17 protein-coding genes and 1 other RNA gene are annotated in these 19,489 nt (G+C 63.8%); 8 read left to right on the top strand and 10 right to left on the bottom strand.

Features of this window, described 5'->3' with window-relative positions; genetic code table 11:
* Nucleotides 1–2 precede the first annotated feature (2 nt).
* From dapF to QY325_10055, 4 genes are all read left to right on the top strand, one after another.
* On the top strand, nt 3–782 hold the full coding sequence (gene dapF / locus QY325_10070) for a diaminopimelate epimerase (GenBank protein ID WKZ65106.1): 780 nt from the start codon (nt 3–5) through the stop codon (nt 780–782).
* A 3-nt stretch (nt 783–785) separates the two neighbouring features.
* Nucleotides 786–1,811 carry an endolytic transglycosylase MltG gene (gene mltG / locus QY325_10065; protein ID WKZ65105.1) on the top strand — a complete coding sequence of 342 codons (1,026 nt, stop codon included), beginning with the start codon at nt 786–788 and terminating at the stop codon, nt 1,809–1,811.
* A gap of 66 nt (nt 1,812–1,877) precedes the next feature.
* On the top strand, nt 1,878–3,284 hold the full coding sequence (locus tag QY325_10060) for a phosphoglucomutase/phosphomannomutase family protein (protein ID WKZ65104.1): 1,407 nt from the start codon (nt 1,878–1,880) through the stop codon (nt 3,282–3,284).
* A 26-nt stretch (nt 3,285–3,310) separates the two neighbouring features.
* Entirely contained in the window at nt 3,311–4,216 is a 906-nt protein-coding gene (locus QY325_10055; GenBank protein ID WKZ65103.1) for a DUF2279 domain-containing protein, read from the top strand.
* Between the two features lie 34 nt (nt 4,217–4,250).
* Here QY325_10055 and QY325_10050 read toward each other — a convergent pair whose 3' ends face one another.
* The 7 genes from QY325_10050 to QY325_10020 form a co-directional block, all read right to left on the bottom strand.
* Nucleotides 4,251–4,817: an NUDIX hydrolase gene (locus QY325_10050; GenBank protein ID WKZ65102.1), complete on the bottom strand. Its 567-nt coding sequence runs from the start codon at nt 4,815–4,817 to the stop codon at nt 4,251–4,253.
* A 109-nt stretch (nt 4,818–4,926) separates the two neighbouring features.
* On the bottom strand, nt 4,927–5,952 hold the full coding sequence (locus QY325_10045; GenBank protein WKZ65101.1) for a hypothetical protein: 1,026 nt from the start codon (nt 5,950–5,952) through the stop codon (nt 4,927–4,929).
* Between the two features lie 11 nt (nt 5,953–5,963).
* Nucleotides 5,964–6,224 (bottom strand): hypothetical protein, encoded by a 261-nt coding sequence (locus QY325_10040; GenBank protein WKZ65100.1) that lies wholly within the window; start codon nt 6,222–6,224, stop codon nt 5,964–5,966.
* A gap of 85 nt (nt 6,225–6,309) precedes the next feature.
* Nucleotides 6,310–6,807, bottom strand: coding sequence for a hypothetical protein (locus QY325_10035; GenBank protein ID WKZ65099.1), 498 nt, complete (start codon nt 6,805–6,807; stop codon nt 6,310–6,312).
* A gap of 193 nt (nt 6,808–7,000) precedes the next feature.
* Nucleotides 7,001–8,479: a S8 family serine peptidase gene (locus QY325_10030; protein ID WKZ67975.1), complete on the bottom strand. Its 1,479-nt coding sequence runs from the start codon at nt 8,477–8,479 to the stop codon at nt 7,001–7,003.
* On the bottom strand, nt 8,409–10,553 hold the full coding sequence (locus QY325_10025) for a hypothetical protein (protein WKZ65098.1): 2,145 nt from the start codon (nt 10,551–10,553) through the stop codon (nt 8,409–8,411). Before QY325_10025 ends, QY325_10030 begins: the two co-directional genes overlap by 71 nt.
* Before the next feature lie 301 nt (nt 10,554–10,854).
* Nucleotides 10,855–11,619, bottom strand: a complete 765-nt coding sequence (locus QY325_10020) for an energy transducer TonB (GenBank protein ID WKZ65097.1) — start codon at nt 11,617–11,619, stop codon at nt 10,855–10,857.
* A gap of 27 nt (nt 11,620–11,646) precedes the next feature.
* Here QY325_10020 and QY325_10015 point away from each other — a divergent pair, with 27 nt between their 5' ends.
* From QY325_10015 to QY325_10000, 4 genes are all read left to right on the top strand, one after another.
* Nucleotides 11,647–12,231 (top strand): Smr/MutS family protein, encoded by a 585-nt coding sequence (locus QY325_10015; GenBank protein WKZ65096.1) that lies wholly within the window; start codon nt 11,647–11,649, stop codon nt 12,229–12,231.
* A gap of 21 nt (nt 12,232–12,252) precedes the next feature.
* Nucleotides 12,253–12,645, top strand: an RNA gene (gene rnpB / locus QY325_10010) — RNase P RNA component class A.
* 112 nt (nt 12,646–12,757) lie between these two features.
* A complete protein-coding gene (locus QY325_10005; GenBank protein ID WKZ65095.1) occupies nt 12,758–13,477 on the top strand; it encodes a hypothetical protein in 720 nt (239 codons plus the stop codon).
* 50 nt (nt 13,478–13,527) lie between these two features.
* Entirely contained in the window at nt 13,528–14,445 is a 918-nt protein-coding gene (locus tag QY325_10000) for a hypothetical protein (protein WKZ65094.1), read from the top strand.
* A 46-nt stretch (nt 14,446–14,491) separates the two neighbouring features.
* Here QY325_10000 and trxB read toward each other — a convergent pair whose 3' ends face one another.
* Genes trxB through QY325_09985 form a run of 3 tightly spaced genes read right to left on the bottom strand, consistent with a single transcriptional unit; the run spans nt 14,492 to nt 18,877 of the window.
* The gene (trxB, locus tag QY325_09995) at nt 14,492–15,436 is read right to left on the bottom strand and encodes a thioredoxin-disulfide reductase (GenBank protein WKZ65093.1); all 945 of its coding nucleotides are present in this window, start codon (nt 15,434–15,436) and stop codon (nt 14,492–14,494) included.
* Between the two features lie 52 nt (nt 15,437–15,488).
* Nucleotides 15,489–16,463, bottom strand: coding sequence for a DUF4249 domain-containing protein (locus QY325_09990; GenBank protein WKZ65092.1), 975 nt, complete (start codon nt 16,461–16,463; stop codon nt 15,489–15,491).
* A gap of 2 nt (nt 16,464–16,465) precedes the next feature.
* Entirely contained in the window at nt 16,466–18,877 is a 2,412-nt protein-coding gene (locus QY325_09985; GenBank protein ID WKZ65091.1) for a TonB-dependent receptor, read from the bottom strand.
* Nucleotides 18,878–19,489: the final 612 nt, after the last annotated feature.

Here is a 19,489-nt window from a genome sequence, read left to right as displayed (position 1 = left end):
TCATGCTGATCCGTTTCTCCAAATGGCACGGGACCGGCAACGACTTCATCATGGTCGATGACCGGTCCGGCGCATTCCCCTCGGGTGACGAGGGCCTCATCCGGCGGCTCTGCGACCGGCATTTCGGCATCGGGAGCGATGGGCTCATCCTGATCCAGGCGCCGCGAGCGACGGGCACGGACTTCCATATGGAGTTCTACAACCCCGATGCGAGCCGGAGCTTCTGCGGCAACGGCAGCCGCTGCGCCTTCGCCTTCTGGAGTGCGCTCAACGGCCGTGTGGAGGAGGCGCGCTTCACGGCCATCGATGGCTGGCACCAGGGCGCATGGCATGGCGAGGAGGTGGCGGTGACGCTCGGCTCCGTGCCCTGCGTGGCGCAGCACGACGACCACGACTTCGTCCATACCGGATCGCCGCACGAGGTGGTGCGCGTGCCCGATGTGGATGCGGTGGAGGTCATGGTGGATGGCCCGAAGCGCGCGCACGACCCGCGGCGGGGCCCCGGCGGCACCAATGTGAACTACGTGTGCGTGCGCGAAGGCACGGTGCGCATGCGCACTTTTGAACGCGGCGTGGAGGCGGAAACGTTGAGTTGCGGCACCGGCGTGGTGGCCGCTGCGCTGAGCGCGATGGCACGGCATGAATCGCAATCGCCCGCGTGCGTCATCACGCGCGGGGGGCAATTGCTGGTGGAGGCCGAACGGGCGGATCGCGAGGGCTGGCACAGGATACGGCTCATCGGCCCGGCCGTTCATGTGTTCGATGGCACCATCGCGGCCTGAGGCATGGCGGGGCATAGAAGCAAGTGGATCATCGCGGGTGCCATTGTGGCGGCCGCAGCCGGCATTGCTGCATTCGCCGTTTGGCGCGGGGTGATGGGGCCTGCCACGCGCTTCGCGGAGGAGAGCCGCGTGGTGCTCATCCCCACGGGAGCCGGCCTCGATGCCGCCATGGACAGCCTGCGCCGCATCGGAGCCGTGGGGAATGAACAGGTGTTCCGCCGGCTGGCTGAGCGCGGCCGGATCAAACCGGGCCGGTACCGCATCCGGCGGGGCATGAGCGCCCGCGCCCTGGCCCGCATGCTGCATGCGGGGGAGCAGGAGCCCGTGCGGGTCACGTTCAGCAACGTGGACCACCTGCAGGAGCTGGCCGGGCGGCTGGACCATGCACTGGAGCCCGATTCCATCGCCTTTCTCCGCGCCTTCCTCGACCCGGAGCAGCAGCGCGCGGCCGGACTTGATGAGGCGACCATGATCGGCCTGTTTCTGCCCAACACCTATGAGCTGTGGTGGACCACCACCCCCGAGCGGTTCATCGCCCGGATGCGCCAGGAGTACGATGCCTTCTGGAACGCGGAGCGGCGGGCGAAGGCAGAAGCCCTCGGGCTTACGCCGGCGGAGGTCTCCACCCTGGCCTCCATCGTGCAGGCCGAGACCGTGCGCATGATCGATGCCCCCACCATTGCAGGGGTCTACCTCAACCGCTTGCGCATCGGCATGCCGCTCCAAGCCGACCCCACGCTCAAGTTCGCCCTCGGGCTGGACAGCGTGAACCGCGTGCTGAACCGAGACAAGCTGGTGGATTCGCCGTACAATACCTATCAGAACCCAGGGCTCCCGCCCGGCCCCATCAACATGCCCGAGCCGCGCTTCATCGAGTCGGTGCTGACCGCTCCCCGCCATGACTACCTGTATTTCTGCGCGCGGGCCGACCTGAGCGGCTACACCGATTTCGCGCGCACCTACGAGCAGCACCTGGTGAACGCCCGCCGCTACCAGAAGGCGCTGAACGAGCGCCGGATCTACCGCTGACAGGGCTGCACGGGAAACCTATTTTCGCGGCCGCTCCGGAAGGGCCGCAGCGACAATTCACCATCGATGACCAAGATCAAGTTCGGAACCGACGGCTGGCGCGCCATCATTGCGCAGGAATTCACCGTGGACAATGTGGCGCGCGTGAGCGTGGCCGTGGCGGAGTGGGTGGTCCGCAACCACCCCGGCAACACCCGCATCGTGCTGGGCCACGACTGCCGGTTCGCCGGCGAGCTCTTCGCCCAGACTTGCGCCAAGGTGTTCGTGAGCCGCGGCATCGAGGTGCACCTCGCCCAGGGCTTCGTCAGCACTCCCATGGTGAGCCTGGGCGCCCAGCGCGTGCAGGCGGGCATGGGCGTGATCCTTACCGCCAGCCACAACCCGCCCAGCTACAACGGCTACAAGCTGAAGGGCATCCACGGCGGTCCGCTCATCCCCGAGGAGGTGCAGCAAGTGGAGGACATGATCCCCGATGCGCATGGCGTGGACCTGGATGCCATCGACCTGGCCCAGGCGCGCAAGGACGGCCTGCTGAAGCACATCGCCCTCGAGGACATGTACGTGGAGCATGTGGAGAAGAGCTTCGACATGAAGGCCATCCGCGAATGCGGCATGCGCTGGGGCTACGATGCCATGTACGGCGCCGGCCAGAACGTGGTGCGCCGCCTGCTGCCCGATGCCGCGCTCCTTCACTGCGATTACAACCCGTCCTTCATGGGCCAGGCGCCGGAGCCCATCCACAAGAACCTGCAGGAGTTCAGCGCGCTGATCAAGCAGGGCGGCATCGATTGCGGCCTGGCCACAGACGGCGATGCCGACCGCATCGGCCTGTACAACGGCCGCGGCGAGTTCATCGACTCGCACCACATCATCCTCCTGCTCATCCACTACCTGGTGAAGTACAAGAAGTTCACCGGCAAGGTGGTGGTGGCCGTGAGCACCACGCCCAAGGTGAAGAAGCTCTGCGAGCACTACGGGCTGGAGTACAGCGTCACCAAGATCGGCTTCAAGTGGATCAGCGGTCTGATGATCACCGAGGATGTGCTGCTGGGCGGCGAGGAGAGCGGCGGCATCGCCATCAAGGGGCACATCCCCGAGCGCGACGGCATCTGGATGGGGCTCACCATCTGGGAATTCATGGCCAAGAGCGGCAAGACGCTCGATGAGCTGATCCAGGAGGTGTACGCCATCGTGGGGCCCTTCGCCTATGACCGCAACGACCTGCACATCAGCGAGGCGCTGAAGCAGCAGGTGCTGAAGAACTGCGCCGCCAACGCCTACACGCGCTTCGGCGACCTGGAGGTGCGCCGCCTGGAGACCATCGACGGCTACAAGTACCACTTCGACGACGAGCAATGGCTCATGATCCGCGCCAGCGGCACCGAGCCCGTGCTGCGCTGCTACGCGGAGTCGGGCACCATGGCCGGCGCGCAGGCGATCCTGGCCGCGTGCAAGCAGGCCATCGGCGCCTGAAGCGCGCCGCGCCGATACCTTGCGCCATGCGGCTCCTGAAGCACGTGTTCCGCGCGAGCACTTGCCTGTTGCTCCTGTCCGGGAACGCATCGGCCCAGGAGCCGGACACATCGGTGGCGTGCGAACGGCCCTGCAAGCGCTGCATCGCCTTCATCTCCGCCGGTGCGGGCGTGGCGGCCACGGTGGCCTACATCGGGCTCGACCAGGCTTGGTATGCGCAATACGACAGGGGCCCCTTGCGCACCTTCGATGATTCGGACGAGTGGCTGCTGATGGACAAGACGGGCCACCTGCTGAGCGGCTACATGCTCGGGGCCTGGGGCCATGCGGCCATGAAGCACTGCGGGTCGAATGACCGCTCGGCTCGGTGGGTCGGCGGCTCGGTGGGCCTCGCCTTCATGACCGGCATCGAGATCCTCGATGGGACCTCGGCCGGCTGGGGCTTCTCTTGGAGCGACATGGCCGCCAATGCCGCGGGCGCGGGGCTCTTCATCGCGCAGGATGCCGCTTGGGGCGAGCAGCGCATGGCGCTGAAGATCTCGCTCCGCCATACGCCGTACGCAGCGCAGCGCCCCGACCTGCTGGGTGAAGGGTTCGCCGATCGCCTGCTGAAGGACTACAACGGCGTCACGCTCTGGCTCAGCGGCAACCTGGCTGGCCTGAGCGGCAGCACGCGCCTGCCGAAGTGGCTCAACATCGCCGTGGGCTATGGCGCCGAGGGCATGATCAGCGCGTACCCGCTGGAGCAGGTCGGTGGCCCGGCTGTGTTCCGGCAGTTCTACCTCTCGCCCGACGTGGACCTGACGCGGATCAAGACGAAGAGCCGCGTGGTGCGCACGCTCCTCTTCCTGGCCAACAGCATCAAGGTGCCGGCGCCCGCGCTGGAATACCGCAGCAACGGGGAGTGGAAGGGGCATTGGCTCCACTTCTGAAGGGATCCGGGGCTGAGGCCTTCGCGACTCCCGGTCAAGCCCGGAGCGATAATGCGCCATCGCGCAGCAAGCGGTCCACCTTGAGCACGCCCGCCACGGTGAGGCTGTCGCGGAGCTCGCCGCGCATCACCATGCCCACCACTTCGGCGAAGGGCACCTTGCGCAGCTCCAGCTGCTCATTGTGGTCGGGCTCCGGCTCGTGGAAGGTGAGCCCCTGCGCCACGTAGATGATGGCCACCTCATCGCTGGCGCTGTTGCTCAGGTCCATCTGCAGCACCTCGGTCCATTGCTCGGCCACGATCCCCGCCTCCTCGCGCAATTCGCGCTGGGCGCTCTCCAGCGGAGGCCGTTGGCGCGAGCCGCCGCCCTCGATGATCTCCCAGCTGTACGCGTCGATGGGGTAGCGGTGCTGCCCCACGAGCCAGGTGTTGCCCTCGGCATCGAGCGGGATGATGCCCACCGCCAGGTTCTTGAAGTGGACCACCCCGTAGATGCCCTCCCGGCCGCTGGGGTCGATGACCTCGTGATGGCTCACGCTGATCCAGGCCGTGCTGTACCGCTCCTCGATGCTCAGGGTCTTCCAAGGGCCGCGCTCCTCCATGGCGGCAAGATAGGCGGCACCTCAGCGGCGCTCCTTCGGCAGATGAGGGTGGACTCCCGACTCAAGCGGGGCTGAACGCACCAATTGCGCGTCTTTGTGCATCAAGGCCTCACCCCGGCCATGGTATCTGGATCACCTGCGGGCAACTGCCATCGGGGTTCATCAGCATCACATCGTTCTCTATGTTCAGGATAACGCCATCGGGAGTGCTCTCCCGCCGGCGCACCGCCAGCAGCTTGCCCGTATGCGGCGAGTAATCGAGATCCATGAAATAGCTGGAGTTGCAGGTGGCCAAGAGCCGCTCGGTAGCGCCACTGGTCAAGTCGGTTCTGTACAACCCAGTTAGATGAGACCAGATCATGCTATGCGAGCCTGGTAGGTAAGCTGCACCTTTAGGCAGGCCATTCTGCATGATCGAGTCAGGAAGCTGGTAGATCAGGTCCGTGCTGGGATTGCCCTCCCAATGGCATGAGTACACCCAAGCGAACACATTGAATGTTCTGTTAGGCAACGCCCAGACCGCTTGGCCGGCGAAAGCCCCTGTGTTCCACAGTGTGTCGATTGGCGTGCCAGAGCTGGTCATCCTGATGTTCTGCATGTTGTATTGCGGCGGACCGAGCGCACCGGTCTCGTAGCCGATCTGTGTGCCATCGGGACTCCACAGCGGTCTGAAGCTATTGCCATTGAAGGTGAGCTGCGTGAGGCTATCGCCATTGGCCTTCACCTTCCAGATGTTCCAATTGGGGGCACTGGCCTGGGTGAAGGCGATCCAGCCGCTTGTTCCCCAGGAAGATTTGGAGCCGCTCAGGGGGCCTTGGAAAACCAACTGAAGCACTTCACTGCTGAGGTTATAGCTGTAGAGTTGCGAATTCGTCCAGTTGCTTCCATACGCTACGCGCTCAATCAAGATTTCGTTGCCACTATTCGGATTAAAAACCGCGTGGCCAACGAAATTCTCCTCGACCTGCCAGTTCCAATCACCGCCCAGCGGTGGGTCTGGGAGAGGGATGCAATCGGCATGCGTGCCACACGGCCACCCAGCGCCTGCGCTTGGCGGTTCGGGACACACAGACTCAGGCTTGCGGCAGGCCGCTAGCGCGGCTAGCAGGCCGATGCACAGGCAGGATGAACGCATGGGTCAAGGGCTTACTGCGGCCATGGTATCTGGATCACCTGCGGGCAACTTCCATCGGGATTCATCAGCAGCACATCGTTCTCCATGTTCAGGATCACGCCATCGGGGGTGCTGGCACGCCAGCGCACGGCCAGCAGCTTGCCCGTGTGAAGCGAGTAATCGAGATCCGTGAAATAGCTCGAGTTGTAGGTCTCCACCAAGCGCTGAGTGGCACCTGTAGCCAAATCCGTCCTGTAGAGCCCCGTTCTATGCGACCAGAGTACGGCATTCATCCCTGGGATGTATGTGCTCCCTTGAATCAGTCCGCTGGTGTCAATCAGGGTCTGCTCTAAAGCGTGCGCGATGTGCCATTCGCAATCACTCTCGAAAGTGCAGGTGCCTAAGGCAATACCGCACAGAGTTGATGGTCATGTTTGGGAGCACCCATTCAGTGGAGTTCATGAATGCCATGCAATCCCAGAGGGTGTCAATGGCGCTGCCATCAGCGGCAATCCGTATGCTCAGGGAATTCAGGGGTGCTTGTGACAGATTTCCCGTGCTGTATCCGATTTCTGTTCCGTCCGGGTTCCAGATCGGCCTGAAGCAATTACCCGTGAACGTGAGTTGAGTCAGGCTGTCGCCGTTGGACTTAACCTTCCAGATGTTCCAGTTGGGTGCACTGGCCTGGGTGAAGGCGATCCAGCCGCTCGGACCCCAAGCCGGACTGTATGTGAATGCGCCCTCATGCACGAGTTGAAATGTGCCTGTGCTCAGGTTCAAGCGATAGAACTGTGAATTCGCCCACCCACCACCATTGGGATCACGTTGCACCAGGATTTCGTCACCATTGGCCGGATTGAATACTGCGTGCTTCACGAAATCCTCTTGTATCTGCAAGGTCCAATCGCCGCCTAAAGGAGGCTGGGGCAATGGGGTGCAAGGCGTATGCGACCCACAGGGGCCGGGTGCGTCGCCATTCGCTGGGCAAGGTGGCACAGGCTCAGGTTTGCGGCACGCGGCAGCGGCCAAGAGGAGCAAGTAGAGGGACGCTCGGGTTCTCATGGCCGGACTAGTAGATGATGAAGGAATGGTTACTGATCTCACCGTCCCAGGTGAAGCGCGCAGCATAAGCACCGCGAGCCAAGCCATGCAGGCTGATTGCATCACGGTCTGCGCCGGCAGGTACGCGATGTCGCTTCACCAACCGGCCCATAGCGTCAACCACGAGGATATCCACGGGCGAAGCAGTCGTGTGGTTGAAGTCGATCTGCACACGATCCGTGGCCGGATTAGGCCATAAGCGCGTGGCCTCGGAAGCTCCTTCCTCCGCTTCCGATTCGCCTACGGAGAGCTGTTTGTGCAAGTGCAGCGAATACGCGGTCTTGGCCTGGAAGGGATTGCTGGGCCACCAGGCGGACACCGCCTGACCCGAGCTGCTGGCGATGATGTACCAGCCCGTGGTGGTCATGGTGATCTGGGCCGTGTGGTCGGTGACCACCGCCTCGTAAGTGCTGCCGTAGCTGCTGCTGATGCTATTCTCCGGAAAGGAGCCTGTGGTGCTGCTCTCGCGCGGCCAATGGCCGATGATGAAATCAGTGGTCGGGAACGCATCAACATAGGTGTGCGTGGCATCCACACGCGTGGCATAGTAGTACCCATTGGGCTGCCCAGCCGCATTGCCGCTCAGGTAAACCAGCTGGTCCGGGAACTGCACGAAGGAGGAGCTGGCGGGAGGCTGGTTGTGGTACACGTAGTACGGATAGGCCACCTGCTCCATCGCGGCTCCCGCATCCAATAGGCCATGGCCGTTGTACGCACCGTAGCCGATTGTCCACCCGCTGAAGGGATCACCAACAACGTCATAGGCATTCTTCTCCAAGATGCGCTCGATGTCCTCCGGCGCCAGATTGTTCATGTAGGCATTGCTGATGGTGTTATGCCCACTGTGCATGAGGGCCGCAACCCCGGCAGCATGCGGAGAAGCTGCGGAGGTGCCACGGAAGCAATCGTAGCCTGTCGGTGCCGGTATGCACTGCGCGAAGTTGAAGGGCGCATCGGCTGTGGAGGTGACCAGGCGAACTGTGCCCGGTGCGATGAGGTCCATGCCTTGGCTAAAGCTGCTGGATAAATCTCCAAGAGTCGATCCAGACATGTAATCTCCATCGATTCCGCTGGCACCCACGCTGAGCACAGCATGGTCATTGAGGTTGTTGCCGCCCAGCGTGGCGGGCAGGAAGCCTACCGTGGTTCCCGAGTTGCCACGGGCGGCAGCGAACACCGTTTTGTTCCGGTAGGCGAACTGCACGGCATCACGCATGAGCGGGTTGTAGCAGAAGATGGTGTTCAAGTAGCAACCGTAACTATTGTTGAGCACATGCACGCCGTACCATGGGAATTGGCCGGGCACGTAGCCTGGGTAATAGTTGCCTGGCACAGCACCCGAACCGTGAATGATGGCCACTGCGGCATTCGTGCTCTCATAATTGGTGCCTAGGCTTACGAGCGAGCAGCCGGGCGAAACGGTGCCGTCGTGATCGCCGCCCGCGATTCCGGCTATTCCGATTCCGTTTGGCCGCGATGATGCCTGCGCAGGCGGTGCCGTGTTCGGTTTGGCCCACTGAGCCCGGCTCATAGGGCGTGTTGCTCATCCAGTCGAACCCGCCAATGACCACCCCGGAGAGATCCTCATGGTCTCCATACGTGGTGTGATCGACCACGCCGACCTTGATAGCCGGGTTGCCGGTATTGATTCCCCATGCCGGTTCCATGTTGATGCTGGCATCCGGATAGGGCTCCATGGGCACGATGCTGTATTGCCTGGACAGCAAGGGGTCGTTCGGCAGGTTCGTCGGCTCATACACCGTATTGGCGCATGCATAGAAGATCGCCTCGGGCATGGTGCTCAAGCTGTCGATAGCAACCTGCACATCGAGCACAGGGCCGATGCCGAGAAGGAAGGTTGTCCAGAAATCGGGCACGGGTTCTTCCTCGCCGAGCCGGGTGATGGTGATGCTGTCCGCTGAGGTCATCCAGCGGAAGACTTTGTAAACAGGGAGTCTTCGTCCTGCTGTAGCGCCTATGCCGAGCTTCTCCCCGATGGCACCGGCGAGACTGTCCGACACGATTTTGTCCAAGGTTCCGAATTCCCATTGAGGGTCATCAACAGCATCCAAATTGATCACGCTTCGATTGAACTTCACCACGACCTCTTCAGCTACGCAAAGGGGACTGCCTTCGGTATCATATAGCCAGCCATCAGGCTTCAACGTGGCTGTGTACTTCAAGGTGGCCATCATCGGCCCCGTGATGGTCTGGGAAGGGCCGCATACGTAGACGTGGTTGCCCTCTACCAAGAGGTCGAGCGCGCGGTCATCGCCTGCAAGGCCATCGTACTCCTTATCCCATTGCAGCGCTCCGTCTCCGCCGAACATGAGCGTCAGGAAATTGTCGTTGACGCCATTGTTCGCGATTCCGACCACGATGACGCCTCCGTCATTGGTCACCGCCATTCGTTGTGCTTCGCAGGCATGGGTGGGGTCCAAGGCGGAATAGCGCTTCTCCCAAAGGGCCGTACCGGAGCCATCATACTTGATCACCATGATGTCCGTGCCGCCGTTGCTCTTCCGGGTGTAACCGGCCACATAGACATTCCCTTGGTCATCTCCCTTCACGGCCTTGCCGGCATCATCAAGCCCTCCGCCGTCGAAGTTCACGACCCAGTCCACTTCGAACGAGCTCGATATCTTCACGGTTTGTGCGTCCTTCTGCCCGTTCACCTCCCTGAAGCCGGTGATGTAGACGGAACCTTGCGCGTCCTGGTCGAACGCGAGCACTTGGTCAAGCCCCAATCCGGGGATGTTCACCCGGGCCTCATCAATCTGGGCACCCGTGAGCCGATGGTACTTCACCGTTGCGTAGTCCCAATTCAACGGGTCGCTGGCCGATGCACCGGTGATGATGGGGTTCCCATCGGCATCGTTGGCCAATCCGACTCCCCCATCGTGGAAGCCGCTGTAGTCATAGGTGGCCGACCAGAGTAGCGTGCCGTTCGGAGCGTACTTGAGCAATAGGAAGTCGCTATTGCTCAGGCTCACGGCAGTTGCTCCGCCCACGTAGATGCTGCCATCACTGGTGCGCAGGATCGCGCCGGGAATGTCTGCTCCGTTGTACGGGCTGTTCCAATGGGCAGTCCATTCAACATCACCGTTGCCTGAGAGCATCATGACCACAATATCCTGCGCGCTGTTCGCCAGGCTAACAACTCCGGTGACCACGAATCCGCCTGTTTCTGTCGCGGTCGCTGCAATGCCGTAATCCAGCCCGCCACCTGGGCTTCCATATGTCTGCTGCCAGATTACATCGCCAGCAGGCCCGTATTTCGTGACCAGGATATCAACGTCTCCGGGCGCTACGGTGGTGTTGCTCACCACCGCCAGGTGCCCTTGTCCATCCTTGACGCTCGCCGCCCAATTCAATTCGGCGGGTTGGCAATTCGCTTGCACCCAATCCCTGTTCACATAGAACTGGCCGTTAGAGGTATTCGTGCCAAATAGACAGATTCCGACAAGGAAGAAGGAGATCAGCAGCCGCCAGCTTAAAGCGCTGAAGGCGCTACGAACCAAACTGGAGGATTGGTGGATACTCCTTGCTGAGCATGCAGAGGAGAGAGCAGCAATAAGCGCCTGCGGTCGAGCTGTCGAGCTGTCGGGCTGTCGGGCTGTCGGGCTGTTGGGCTGTTGGGCTGTTGGGCTGTTGGGCTGTTGGGCTGTTGGGCTGTTGCATTCTCCAAATGAATTGAAACCGAAGGTAGAAGTCCTGTTGAATCATGCAAGTCCCATCTCTGCCAATATCGGCGGAGCATTCCTACACCTTGAGGGTCTTCCAAGGGCCGCGCTCCTCCATGGCGGCATGATAGGCGGCACCTCAGCGGCGCTCCTTCGGCAGGTCGAACCGGATGCTGACCTGGATGCTGCTGCGCACGCGTTGGCCGTCCTTGATGCCCGGCTCCCACGGGATGCGGTAGAGCAGGCGCAGCGCCTCGTCCGTGCAGCCGCCTCCCACATCCTGAAGCACATGCATGTTGGTCACGCTGCCGGTGGGCTCCACCACGAACTCGGCCTTCACAGTGCCGTCCAGGCTGTAGCGCATGGCCTCGGCCGGGTACCGCATCTCGCGTGCGATGTAGGAAGGCAGCCCGCTCATGCCATTGGGGATGGCGGGCTGCACCTGGGAGTCGACCTGCTTGGGCGCATGCACCGAGCGGGACGTGTCCGCCGGAAGGGTGAAGCGCTCGCCTGTGCGGACCTTGCGTTCCTTGGCCCAGCGCTTATGGCGGCCCGGTTCAAAGGGGATGGCGAGATGCTGCTCCTGCCCCGAGCAGAGCTCACCGGCGGTGGCCGGCCGCCACAGCACCATGCGCGCCACGCGGAGCGCTTCGGCATCGCACTCCGGCGAGAGCGCCTTGCCCACCCGGAGCGACCGCACCTCCCCGTTGGGGGCCAGGCGTGCGGTGACGACCACCTCGCCCTTGATGCCGGCCTCCAGGGCCACGGCCGGATAGTGCAGCTCCTGCTCGAACAGCTTGTCGAGCGCTGCCTTTCCGCCGGTGGCCATGCAGGTGCCCTCCGTCTGGGCATGGGCGGCGAGGCTCGCCGCAGCGAGCAGCAGGAAGGGCAGGGCACGGGTCATGGAGCTGGGGTTCGGTATTTTTGCGGCATGTCCGCTGCAAAGTTGAGGCCGGGAGACCGTGTCACCTACATCGATGAGGTGGGCGGTGGGGTGGTGCTCCGGCCCGGCCGCCCCGGGCATGTGGTGCTGCGCACGGACGACGGCTTCGAATTGGAGCAGCCCGAGCGGCGCTTGGTGGCGGTGCAGGAGGAGCAGCGCAAGGCGCATCTCCGGGTGTCGGACCATGCCGTGGGCATGCGGGTGGCGAATGACATCCTTGAGGAGAAGCGCGGGAAGCGCCCGTCCATCAGGCCGGGCAAGACGCCGAAGAAGCCCGAGGACAACAGCGTGGCGGAAGTGGACCTGCACCTGCACGAGCTGGTGGACGACGAGCGGCGGCTGAGCGACGGGGAGAAGCTGGAGTTCCAGATGCGCTATTTCGAGCGCGCGCTGGAGAGCGCCATCCGCAACGGCAAGCGCAAGCTCATCGTCATCCACGGGGTGGGGGAGGGGGTGCTGCGCGAGGAGGTGCGGAAGGTGCTTCAGTATTACGATGGCGTCCAGTTCCACGACGCCGACATGCGGCGCTACGGATCGGGCGCCACGGAGGTGATCATCCTGCGCCATCGCTAGGCGCATTCCGTTCCTTGGCATCCTGTGCATCGCTCCACCGCCGGTCTGCGCAAGCGGGCCGGAGGAAAGTCCGGGCAGCGTAGGGCACCGTGCTTCCTAACGGGAAGGGGTGCCGCTGGGAACAGCGGCGCCACGGAAAGTGCCGCAGAAAGGGAAACCGCCGGCCGCAAGGCAGGCAAGGGTGAAAAGGTGGTGTAAGAGACCACCAGCGCCGGTGGCGACATCGGCGGCTTGGTAAACCCCACGGGCTGAAAGACCATGTATACCGGGGCTTCGCCGCAAGGCGGATAAGGGCGGCCCGTCCGATCCCGGAGGGTAGGTCGATCGAGGCCGCGCGTGAGCGCGGTCCCAGATAGATGGTGGGGGTCCCGTGCGAGCGGGATACAGGACCCGGCTTACAGATGCACAGGCCTTCATGAGGGGCTCCTGCACGGCGACGGCCTGTGCGGGGGCCCTTCACCTTTTTTCACGGGTCGACCGCGCTTGGCCCGATGTTGGCCCGTGCGGCCCGGTACCTTTGGCCGTCGTGATCCGCCATGTCCGCCTCGTCCTGCTGCTGGCCCTGCTGCCCACCGCGGCCTGGGCGCAGGACCTCGTCACCATCAGAGGCCAGGTGACCTCCTCGGCCAACGACCGCGCGTACTACGACCTGATGATCGTGAACAAGCGCTCGCGCACAGGGGCGTTCGGCAATCCCGATGGCAGCTTCGTGGTGCAGGCACTGCGCACCGATACGCTGCTGATCGGGTCGGTGGGGCACCGCACGGCCATGATCACCATGGCCGACAGCGTGCCCAAGCCCGAGTACCGCGTGCTGGTGCGCCTGCTGCCGCTGGTGGTCCGCCTGCCGGAGGTGGAGGTGCTCAGCCCGCGCACCTTGGAGCAGATTCAGAAGGACATCGAGAAGCTCGGCTACCGCGACAGCGACTACCGCATCAGCCAGGTCGACGCCCTGCAGAGCCCGATCACCTTCCTCTACCAGGAGTTCAGCCGCCGCGAGCGCAGCAAGCGGCTCGTGGCCCAGATGCGCAATGAGGACCGCAAACGGGAGCTGCTCCGCGAGTTGCTGCAGAAGTACGTGGAGTACGACATCATCAACCTCAGCGATGAGGCCTTCGATGACTTCATCGACTTCTGCGCCGTGCCGGACGAGGTGATCAAGGGGCTTACGCAGTACGAGTTCCTGCTCTACGTGAAGAAGAAGTACGAGCTCTACGGCAGCCTCGGCCCAACGCGCAGGCACTGAACGCCGTGTCGAGCACCCAGGCCATCCGCCCGCGCTGCCTTGTTCGGGCGTTGATTGCCCTGCTGGCGGTGCTGCCAGCGGCGCATGGGCTCAGGGCGCAGCCCGACACGCTGCTGCGGCACATCGCATTGGACGAGGTGGTGATCTCCGCCCAGGCAGAGGGCTTCGATGTGGCGGCCTTCGTCCGGCGCGTGCGCACGGACACCACCTTCCACAAGGCCTTCCTCAACACGCGCCATCATCCGCACCTCCTGCGCTCCGAGGTGCGCGTGCGCGCCAAGGGCGATCGGGAGACGGCGACGATGTACCGGAGGGCGCGACTCGTGCGCGATGGCCGGCGGGCCGAGCAGCGGGTGGATTCGGTGCGCGAGACGGGCCGCTTGCGCGACCGCAAGGGGGAGTACCGCTATCTCACCGTGGAGATGTACGATGATGTCTTCTTCCCGAAGGGCGCCTTCACCGCCGACAACACCGTGGCCGGCAGGAGGCTGGAGGTGGAGCGCGGGAACCGCTTCGAGAAGTACAAGGGCGAGCTGAAGAAGTTCATGTTCGACCCGGGCACCGAGATCGCCAGCGTGCCCTTCATCGGCGACAAGCTCGCGCTCTTCAGCCCGGAGATGGCGCCGCTCTACGACTTCCGCATCTGGGCCGATGAGCGGGGCGGGCGCCCCTGCTGGGTCTTCAGCGCCCAGGCCAAGCCCGGCTTCCGCGACGGCCGCACGGTGATCAAGACCATGGATACCTGGTTCGACCAGGCTACAGGTGATGTGCTCGCGCGCAGCTACCGCATCGCGCATGCGTCGGTGTTCCTCGATTTCGACATCACGATCCATGTGCGCAACGTGCGCATCGGTGATGCCTTGGTACCGGTGCGCGTCGACTACGACGGCGACTGGGACATTCCCTTCAAGCAGCGGGAACTGGTCCGCTTCTGGCTGGAGTACGGAGAATGGCAGGCTGTGCCCTGAGACGTCGGAACGCCGCCCCCGTGCAGGCCGCTCGAACGGCGCCCGCTCAATGGCCCCGGGCGGCGAGGTAGCGCTCGGCATCAAGGGCTGCCATGCAGCCGGTGCCTGCGCTGGTGATGGCCTGGCGGTACACCTTGTCCGCGGCATCGCCCGCCACGAACACGCCCGGCACGTTCGTCCGCGTGCTGTCCGGTGCATGCTTGATGTAGCCCTGCTCATCCATGTCGAGCCAGCCCTTGAAGATCTGCGTTGCCGGCGTGTGGCCGATGGCGAGGAAGAGGCCCGTCACATCCAGGCGGCCCTCGGCGCCGGTCTTGTTGTTCACGATGGTCAGGCCTTCCACGCGGTCGGCCCCGTGCACGTCCTTCACCTCGGTGTTGAAATGCACCTCGATGTTGGGCGTGTTCTCCACCCGGTGCTGCATGGCCTTGGAGGCGCGGAACCGGTCGCTGCGCACGAGCATGTGCACCTTGGGGCAGAGCTTGGCCAGGTAGGTGGCCTCTTCGCAGGCGCTGTCTCCGGCGCCCACCAAGGCCACGGTCTGGCCGCGGTAGAAGAAGCCGTCGCACACGGCACAGGCGGTGACACCGCCGCCGATATCGCGCAGGCGGATCTCATTGGGCAGCCCGAGCCATTTGGCACTGGCGCCCGTGCTGATGATCACCGCATCGGCGTGGATCTCCTTGGTGTCATCCACCCAGACCTTGTGCACGGGGCCGGAGAAATCCACCTTGGTCACCCATCCGTGGCGCACGTCGGTCTGGAAGCGCAGCGCCTGTTTCTTCAGGTCCTCCATGAGCTCAGGGCCTGTGCGGCCATCCGGGTAGCCGGGGTAGTTGTCCACCTCGGTGGTCTGCGTGAGCTGGCCTCCGGGCAGCGGGCCCTCGTACAGCACGGGCTTCAGGTCTGCGCGGGCGGCGTAGATGGCAGCGGAGTAGCCGGCGGGGCCGCTCCCGATGATCAGGCAGTGGACGTGCTCAGGTGTGCTCATGGTTCAGGGGCGGCAAAGCTAACCGCGACCCGGCCATTGCGCGTGACCGCCGTCACGGTGCGCACACCACGGTGTCGAGCCACGAGGCGTAGCCCACCCAGATGCCCAGCCCGCCGTTGATGTTGGAGCGCACGTTCGAGGGGTTGCTGAATGCATCGCCCTGCGAGGTGACGTTGATGGAGTAGCTGTTGAAGAAGCGGTACTCCGCCTGGCCGATGCTGGCGAATTTGACCACCACGGTGTCCCCGCGCTTGAAGTAGCCGCTCTCCTCGTTGTTGTCATCCTCCGCGCCGCTGAAGGCGACGTTGCCGCGGTTGTAGTCGAAGTCGAAGGTCAATCCGTTCACATAGCGGTCCTCGAACGCGCCGAACAACGGGGAGATGAAGCGGTCGTCCTTCGGGCGGCCATTGCTCCCAAGGTTGATTCGCCGGGCGAACCAGCGGTAGGCGTTGCCGATGGTGTCCGGGTCGGAAAGGCGGCCCCAGATGAAGCCGAGGCTGTCGTCGTTGGGCCGCTCGTTGGCCAGGCGGAACCAGGCGGAATCGAGCGGAGCGACCTGCGGTATGGTGGTCACTGCCGTGAGCTCCTGGCCATCGGCCAGCACGCGCAGGCGGTAGGTGCGGCCGGGCTCCCCCACGAGCCCGTCGGGCGCGGTGGAGGTCCAGGCGCAGATGTTCGCCGCGCGCAGCAGGTTGATGTCGATTCCCGTGGCCGCCGAAGCCAGGACCAGCACGGAATCCGGGAGGCCTGCGCTGCAGATGCGGTCCAGTCCGTGCACGGTGGTTCCGTCATCGACGGTCACCGTATCGGCATCGCTGATGAAGACCGCGGCGATGGCTGCCAGGTTGGTAGGGGCGAAGTAGCTCTGGGTGCGGGTGAGCAGCACGATCGGCCGCTGGCCGTTCTCGATGCTGCCCTCCACCACCACCTTGGCGCCGGTGTCGGGCAGCTCTACGGTGATCTCCTTTTCGCAGCCGGCCAGCAGGATGGCGGCGCTGAGCAGGGCGATGGGCAGGTGGCGGCGCATGGTCAGAACTTGAAGTTCCAGGTGACGGATGGGAGGATGGCGAAGAGGGACACCTGCTTGGCCACCACTTGGAAGTTGCCTTCGGCCGGATTGCCCGCCGCATCGAAGTAGATGAAGTAGGGGTTCATCCGGTTGTAGGCGTTGTAAACGCCGAAGGTCCAGCTGCTGGTGAAGCGCTTGGGCACCTGCTGCACCTCGCCTGTGGCGGGGTCCTTCACCTCGCGGGTGTCGCGGCCGTTGAGCGTGGCGCTCAGGTCGAGGCGGTGGTAGGGGGCCATGCGGTAGCCGTTCCGCTCGGTGTATTCGCTCACCAGGCGCCCTTCGATGAAGTAGCGGTTCACGGGGATGGTGACGGCCTGCCCCGTGGCGTACACGAAGGCCGCGCCGAAGGACCAGCGCTTGTTGAGGTCGTACGAGGCCACCACGCTGAGGTCGTGCCGCCGGTCCCATCGGCTGGGGAACTCACGGCCTTCGTTGATGTCCGGGAAGCGCCGCATGGTCTTGCTCCAGGTGTAGCCCAACCAGCCGGTGAACTTGCCGGTTCGCTTCTTCAGGAAGAGCTCCGCGCCATAGCTGTAGCCGTCGCCGAACACGAGCTGGTTGTCGTAGTTAGCGTTCCCGTTCTCCTGCGGCTGCGCGCCTTCGGCGTACTCGATGAGGTTGTCGAAGTCCTTGTAATAGACCTCGATGGAGGCCTCCACCACGTCCTCGAACAGGTCGCGGAAGTAGCCCGCCGCGTACTGGGTGCCGATCTGGGGCTTCACGCGGGTGCCGCTGGGGATCCACACATCGGTGGGCAGGGCCACGGAGCTGAAGCTGGCCAGGTGCACGTACTGCTGCCCCCGGTTGAAGGAGGCCTTGATGCTGCTGTTGGGGCCTGTGCGGTAGCGCATGCTCAGCCGCGGCTCGAGCGCCATGTAGCTCGCGATGGGGCGGCCCGGTGAGATCTCGTCCTTGCGTACGGTCCGGCCGCGGTCGTCCTGGATGTAGTCCGTGTAGGGCCCCACATGGTCGAAGCGGGTGAAGCGCACCCCGGCATTGATGCGGAGCGCATCGGTCACATCGAAGTCATCCATCACGTAGAGCGCCGTTTCGTGCGCGTGCAGCTTCGGCGGAGCGTCGATGTTGAATTCGGTGTCGCCGCTGCTCACGTTCACCGTGCTGGTGGTGTAGATGTGATAGATGTACTGCCCCCCGTATTTCAGCTGGTGCCGGGCGTTGGGGTAGTGCGAGAGGTCCACCTTCAGCCCGTAGTCCTTGATGCCGCTGAAGAGGCTGAAGGCGAACTGGTCCTGCTTGGCGGCGAACTCGAAGCTGTAATCGCTGAAGGTGGCCGTGGCATTGAGGAACAGCTTGGGGCCGAAGACGTGGTTCCACCGCGCGCTCAGGGTGGTATTCCCCCAGGGGATCCGGAAGTTGGGCCCGTTGGAGCCCTGGCCTTGGAAGCTGAAGACGTCCCGGCCGAAGTAGCCGCTTAGGTAGACCCGGTCCTTCTCGCCCAGGCGGTAGTTGGCCTTGGCATTGAGGTCGTAGAAGTAGTAGCCCGAGCCGGCGAAGGCCGCCGTATCGCTGATGAAGGGCTTGGTGAGCACATCGATGTAGGTGCGCCGGCCCGAGACGATGAAGGAGCCCTTGTCCTTGACGATCGGCCCCTCCAGGGTGAGGCGGGAGGCGATTAGGCCGATGCCGCCCTGGCCGTGGAAGGCTTTCTCGTTGCCCTCCTTCATGTTGATGTCGAGCACCGAGGAGATGCGGCCGCCGTAGTTCGCCGGCATGCCCCCTTTGATGAGCTCGATGTTCTTCACCGCATCGGCGTTGAACACGCTGAAGAAGCCGAAGAGGTGGGAGGCGTTGTACACCGTGGCGTTGTCGAGCAGGATCAGGTTCTGGTCGGGACCGCCCCCGCGCACATAGAAGCCGCTGTTCCCCTCGCCGTTGCTCTTCACGCCGGGCAGGAATTGGATGGTCTTGAGGATGTCCACCTCGCCCAGCAGGACAGGCAGGGTCTGCAGCCGCTGCACATCCAGGTCGACGGTACCCATGCGCGTGTCCTCCGTGTTGTCCTGCTTGCGTTCGCCTACCACCTCCACCTCCTTCGCCATGATGGCCTTCGGGCGGGCGTCGATGTTGAGCTTGAGGTCGCCGGTGATCGTCACCTTCTTGGTGAACTCCTCGAAGCCGATATAGCTCATCGCCACGGTCCAGGTGCCGGGCTCCACGTTGAGGACGTAATAGCCGGCCACGTTCGTGGCGGCTCCGCGCATGGTCTCCTTGATGTAGACGTTGGCGCCGATCAGCGTCTCGCCGCTGGAGGCGTCCTTCACGTAGCCGCTGACGGTGGCAGAGCGCTGCGCAAAGGCCGCGAGAGCCTGGAACAGGACCGCAGCGAACAGGAGGACGCGATGGTAGGGCATGCGTTTACGGGGCGCCAAAAGTATCCAGGGGTGCAACGGAATCTGTCCCGTCGGTACCTCCGGTCGGCCGCTCGTAACAACAGCAACGCACAGCGCGATGTTCGCAAGCCGTGCCGATTTGACCTGCTCGAAACGCTCGGGGAACGTGGCCGGTCGCACTTTCGCTCCAGTAGAACCTCCGCCATGCCACGCACCAGCACCATCAGGGACGGTTACGCCTGGGTCACCCTCGCCGTGTACCTGGCGGTTGCAGCGCTGGCCCTGGCCACTCCGTTCATGTGAGGCGGATTCGCCCGCCTGCGGCGAAGTCTGCACGGACTCCGGAGAAGCGTGCAGTGTACGGCATGGACCGCACAGGCGATGGACCGGTCGATTCCCACCGAGGGGGGTGCCACGGCAACCGAAGCGGGCGGCCCTTCGTGCCGCTTGGTTCCTTCGTTCCGTGCCACCGCTTGTGCAAGCACGCCGTGGTAAGGAACGAAGAAACCCGCAACTGGCGTTGCGGGCTTCGTTCACCGGTCGGGGTGACTGGATTGACCTCCCTTCGGTCGGTCTTTCCAAGAGGGGGAGGCCACGGCAACCGAAGCGGGCGGCCCTTCGTGCCGCTTGGTT

The organism is Flavobacteriales bacterium, from assembly GCA_030584065.1.
In the GTDB taxonomy this organism is placed as follows: domain Bacteria; phylum Bacteroidota; class Bacteroidia; order Flavobacteriales_F; family PHOS-HE28; genus PHOS-HE28.
This window is presented reverse-complemented; position numbering and strand designations above follow the sequence as displayed.

Coding starts and splice junctions, on each gene's coding strand:
- QY325_10060 (WKZ65104.1), top strand. CDS start 1,878: ATGACCAAGATCAAGTTCGGAACCGACGGCTGGCGCGCCATCATTGCG.
- QY325_10050 (WKZ65102.1), bottom strand. CDS start 4,817: ATGGAGGAGCGCGGCCCTTGGAAGACCCTGAGCATCGAGGAGCGGTAC.
- QY325_10045 (WKZ65101.1), bottom strand. CDS start 5,952: ATGCGTTCATCCTGCCTGTGCATCGGCCTGCTAGCCGCGCTAGCGGCC.
- QY325_09985 (WKZ65091.1), bottom strand. CDS start 18,877: ATGCCCTACCATCGCGTCCTCCTGTTCGCTGCGGTCCTGTTCCAGGCT.
- mltG (WKZ65105.1), top strand. CDS start 786: ATGGCGGGGCATAGAAGCAAGTGGATCATCGCGGGTGCCATTGTGGCG.
- dapF (WKZ65106.1), top strand. CDS start 3: ATGCTGATCCGTTTCTCCAAATGGCACGGGACCGGCAACGACTTCATC.
- QY325_10055 (WKZ65103.1), top strand. CDS start 3,311: ATGCGGCTCCTGAAGCACGTGTTCCGCGCGAGCACTTGCCTGTTGCTC.
- QY325_10020 (WKZ65097.1), bottom strand. CDS start 11,619: ATGACCCGTGCCCTGCCCTTCCTGCTGCTCGCTGCGGCGAGCCTCGCC.
- QY325_10040 (WKZ65100.1), bottom strand. CDS start 6,224: ATGAATGCCGTACTCTGGTCGCATAGAACGGGGCTCTACAGGACGGAT.
- QY325_10015 (WKZ65096.1), top strand. CDS start 11,647: ATGTCCGCTGCAAAGTTGAGGCCGGGAGACCGTGTCACCTACATCGAT.
- QY325_09990 (WKZ65092.1), bottom strand. CDS start 16,463: ATGCGCCGCCACCTGCCCATCGCCCTGCTCAGCGCCGCCATCCTGCTG.
- trxB (WKZ65093.1), bottom strand. CDS start 15,436: ATGAGCACACCTGAGCACGTCCACTGCCTGATCATCGGGAGCGGCCCC.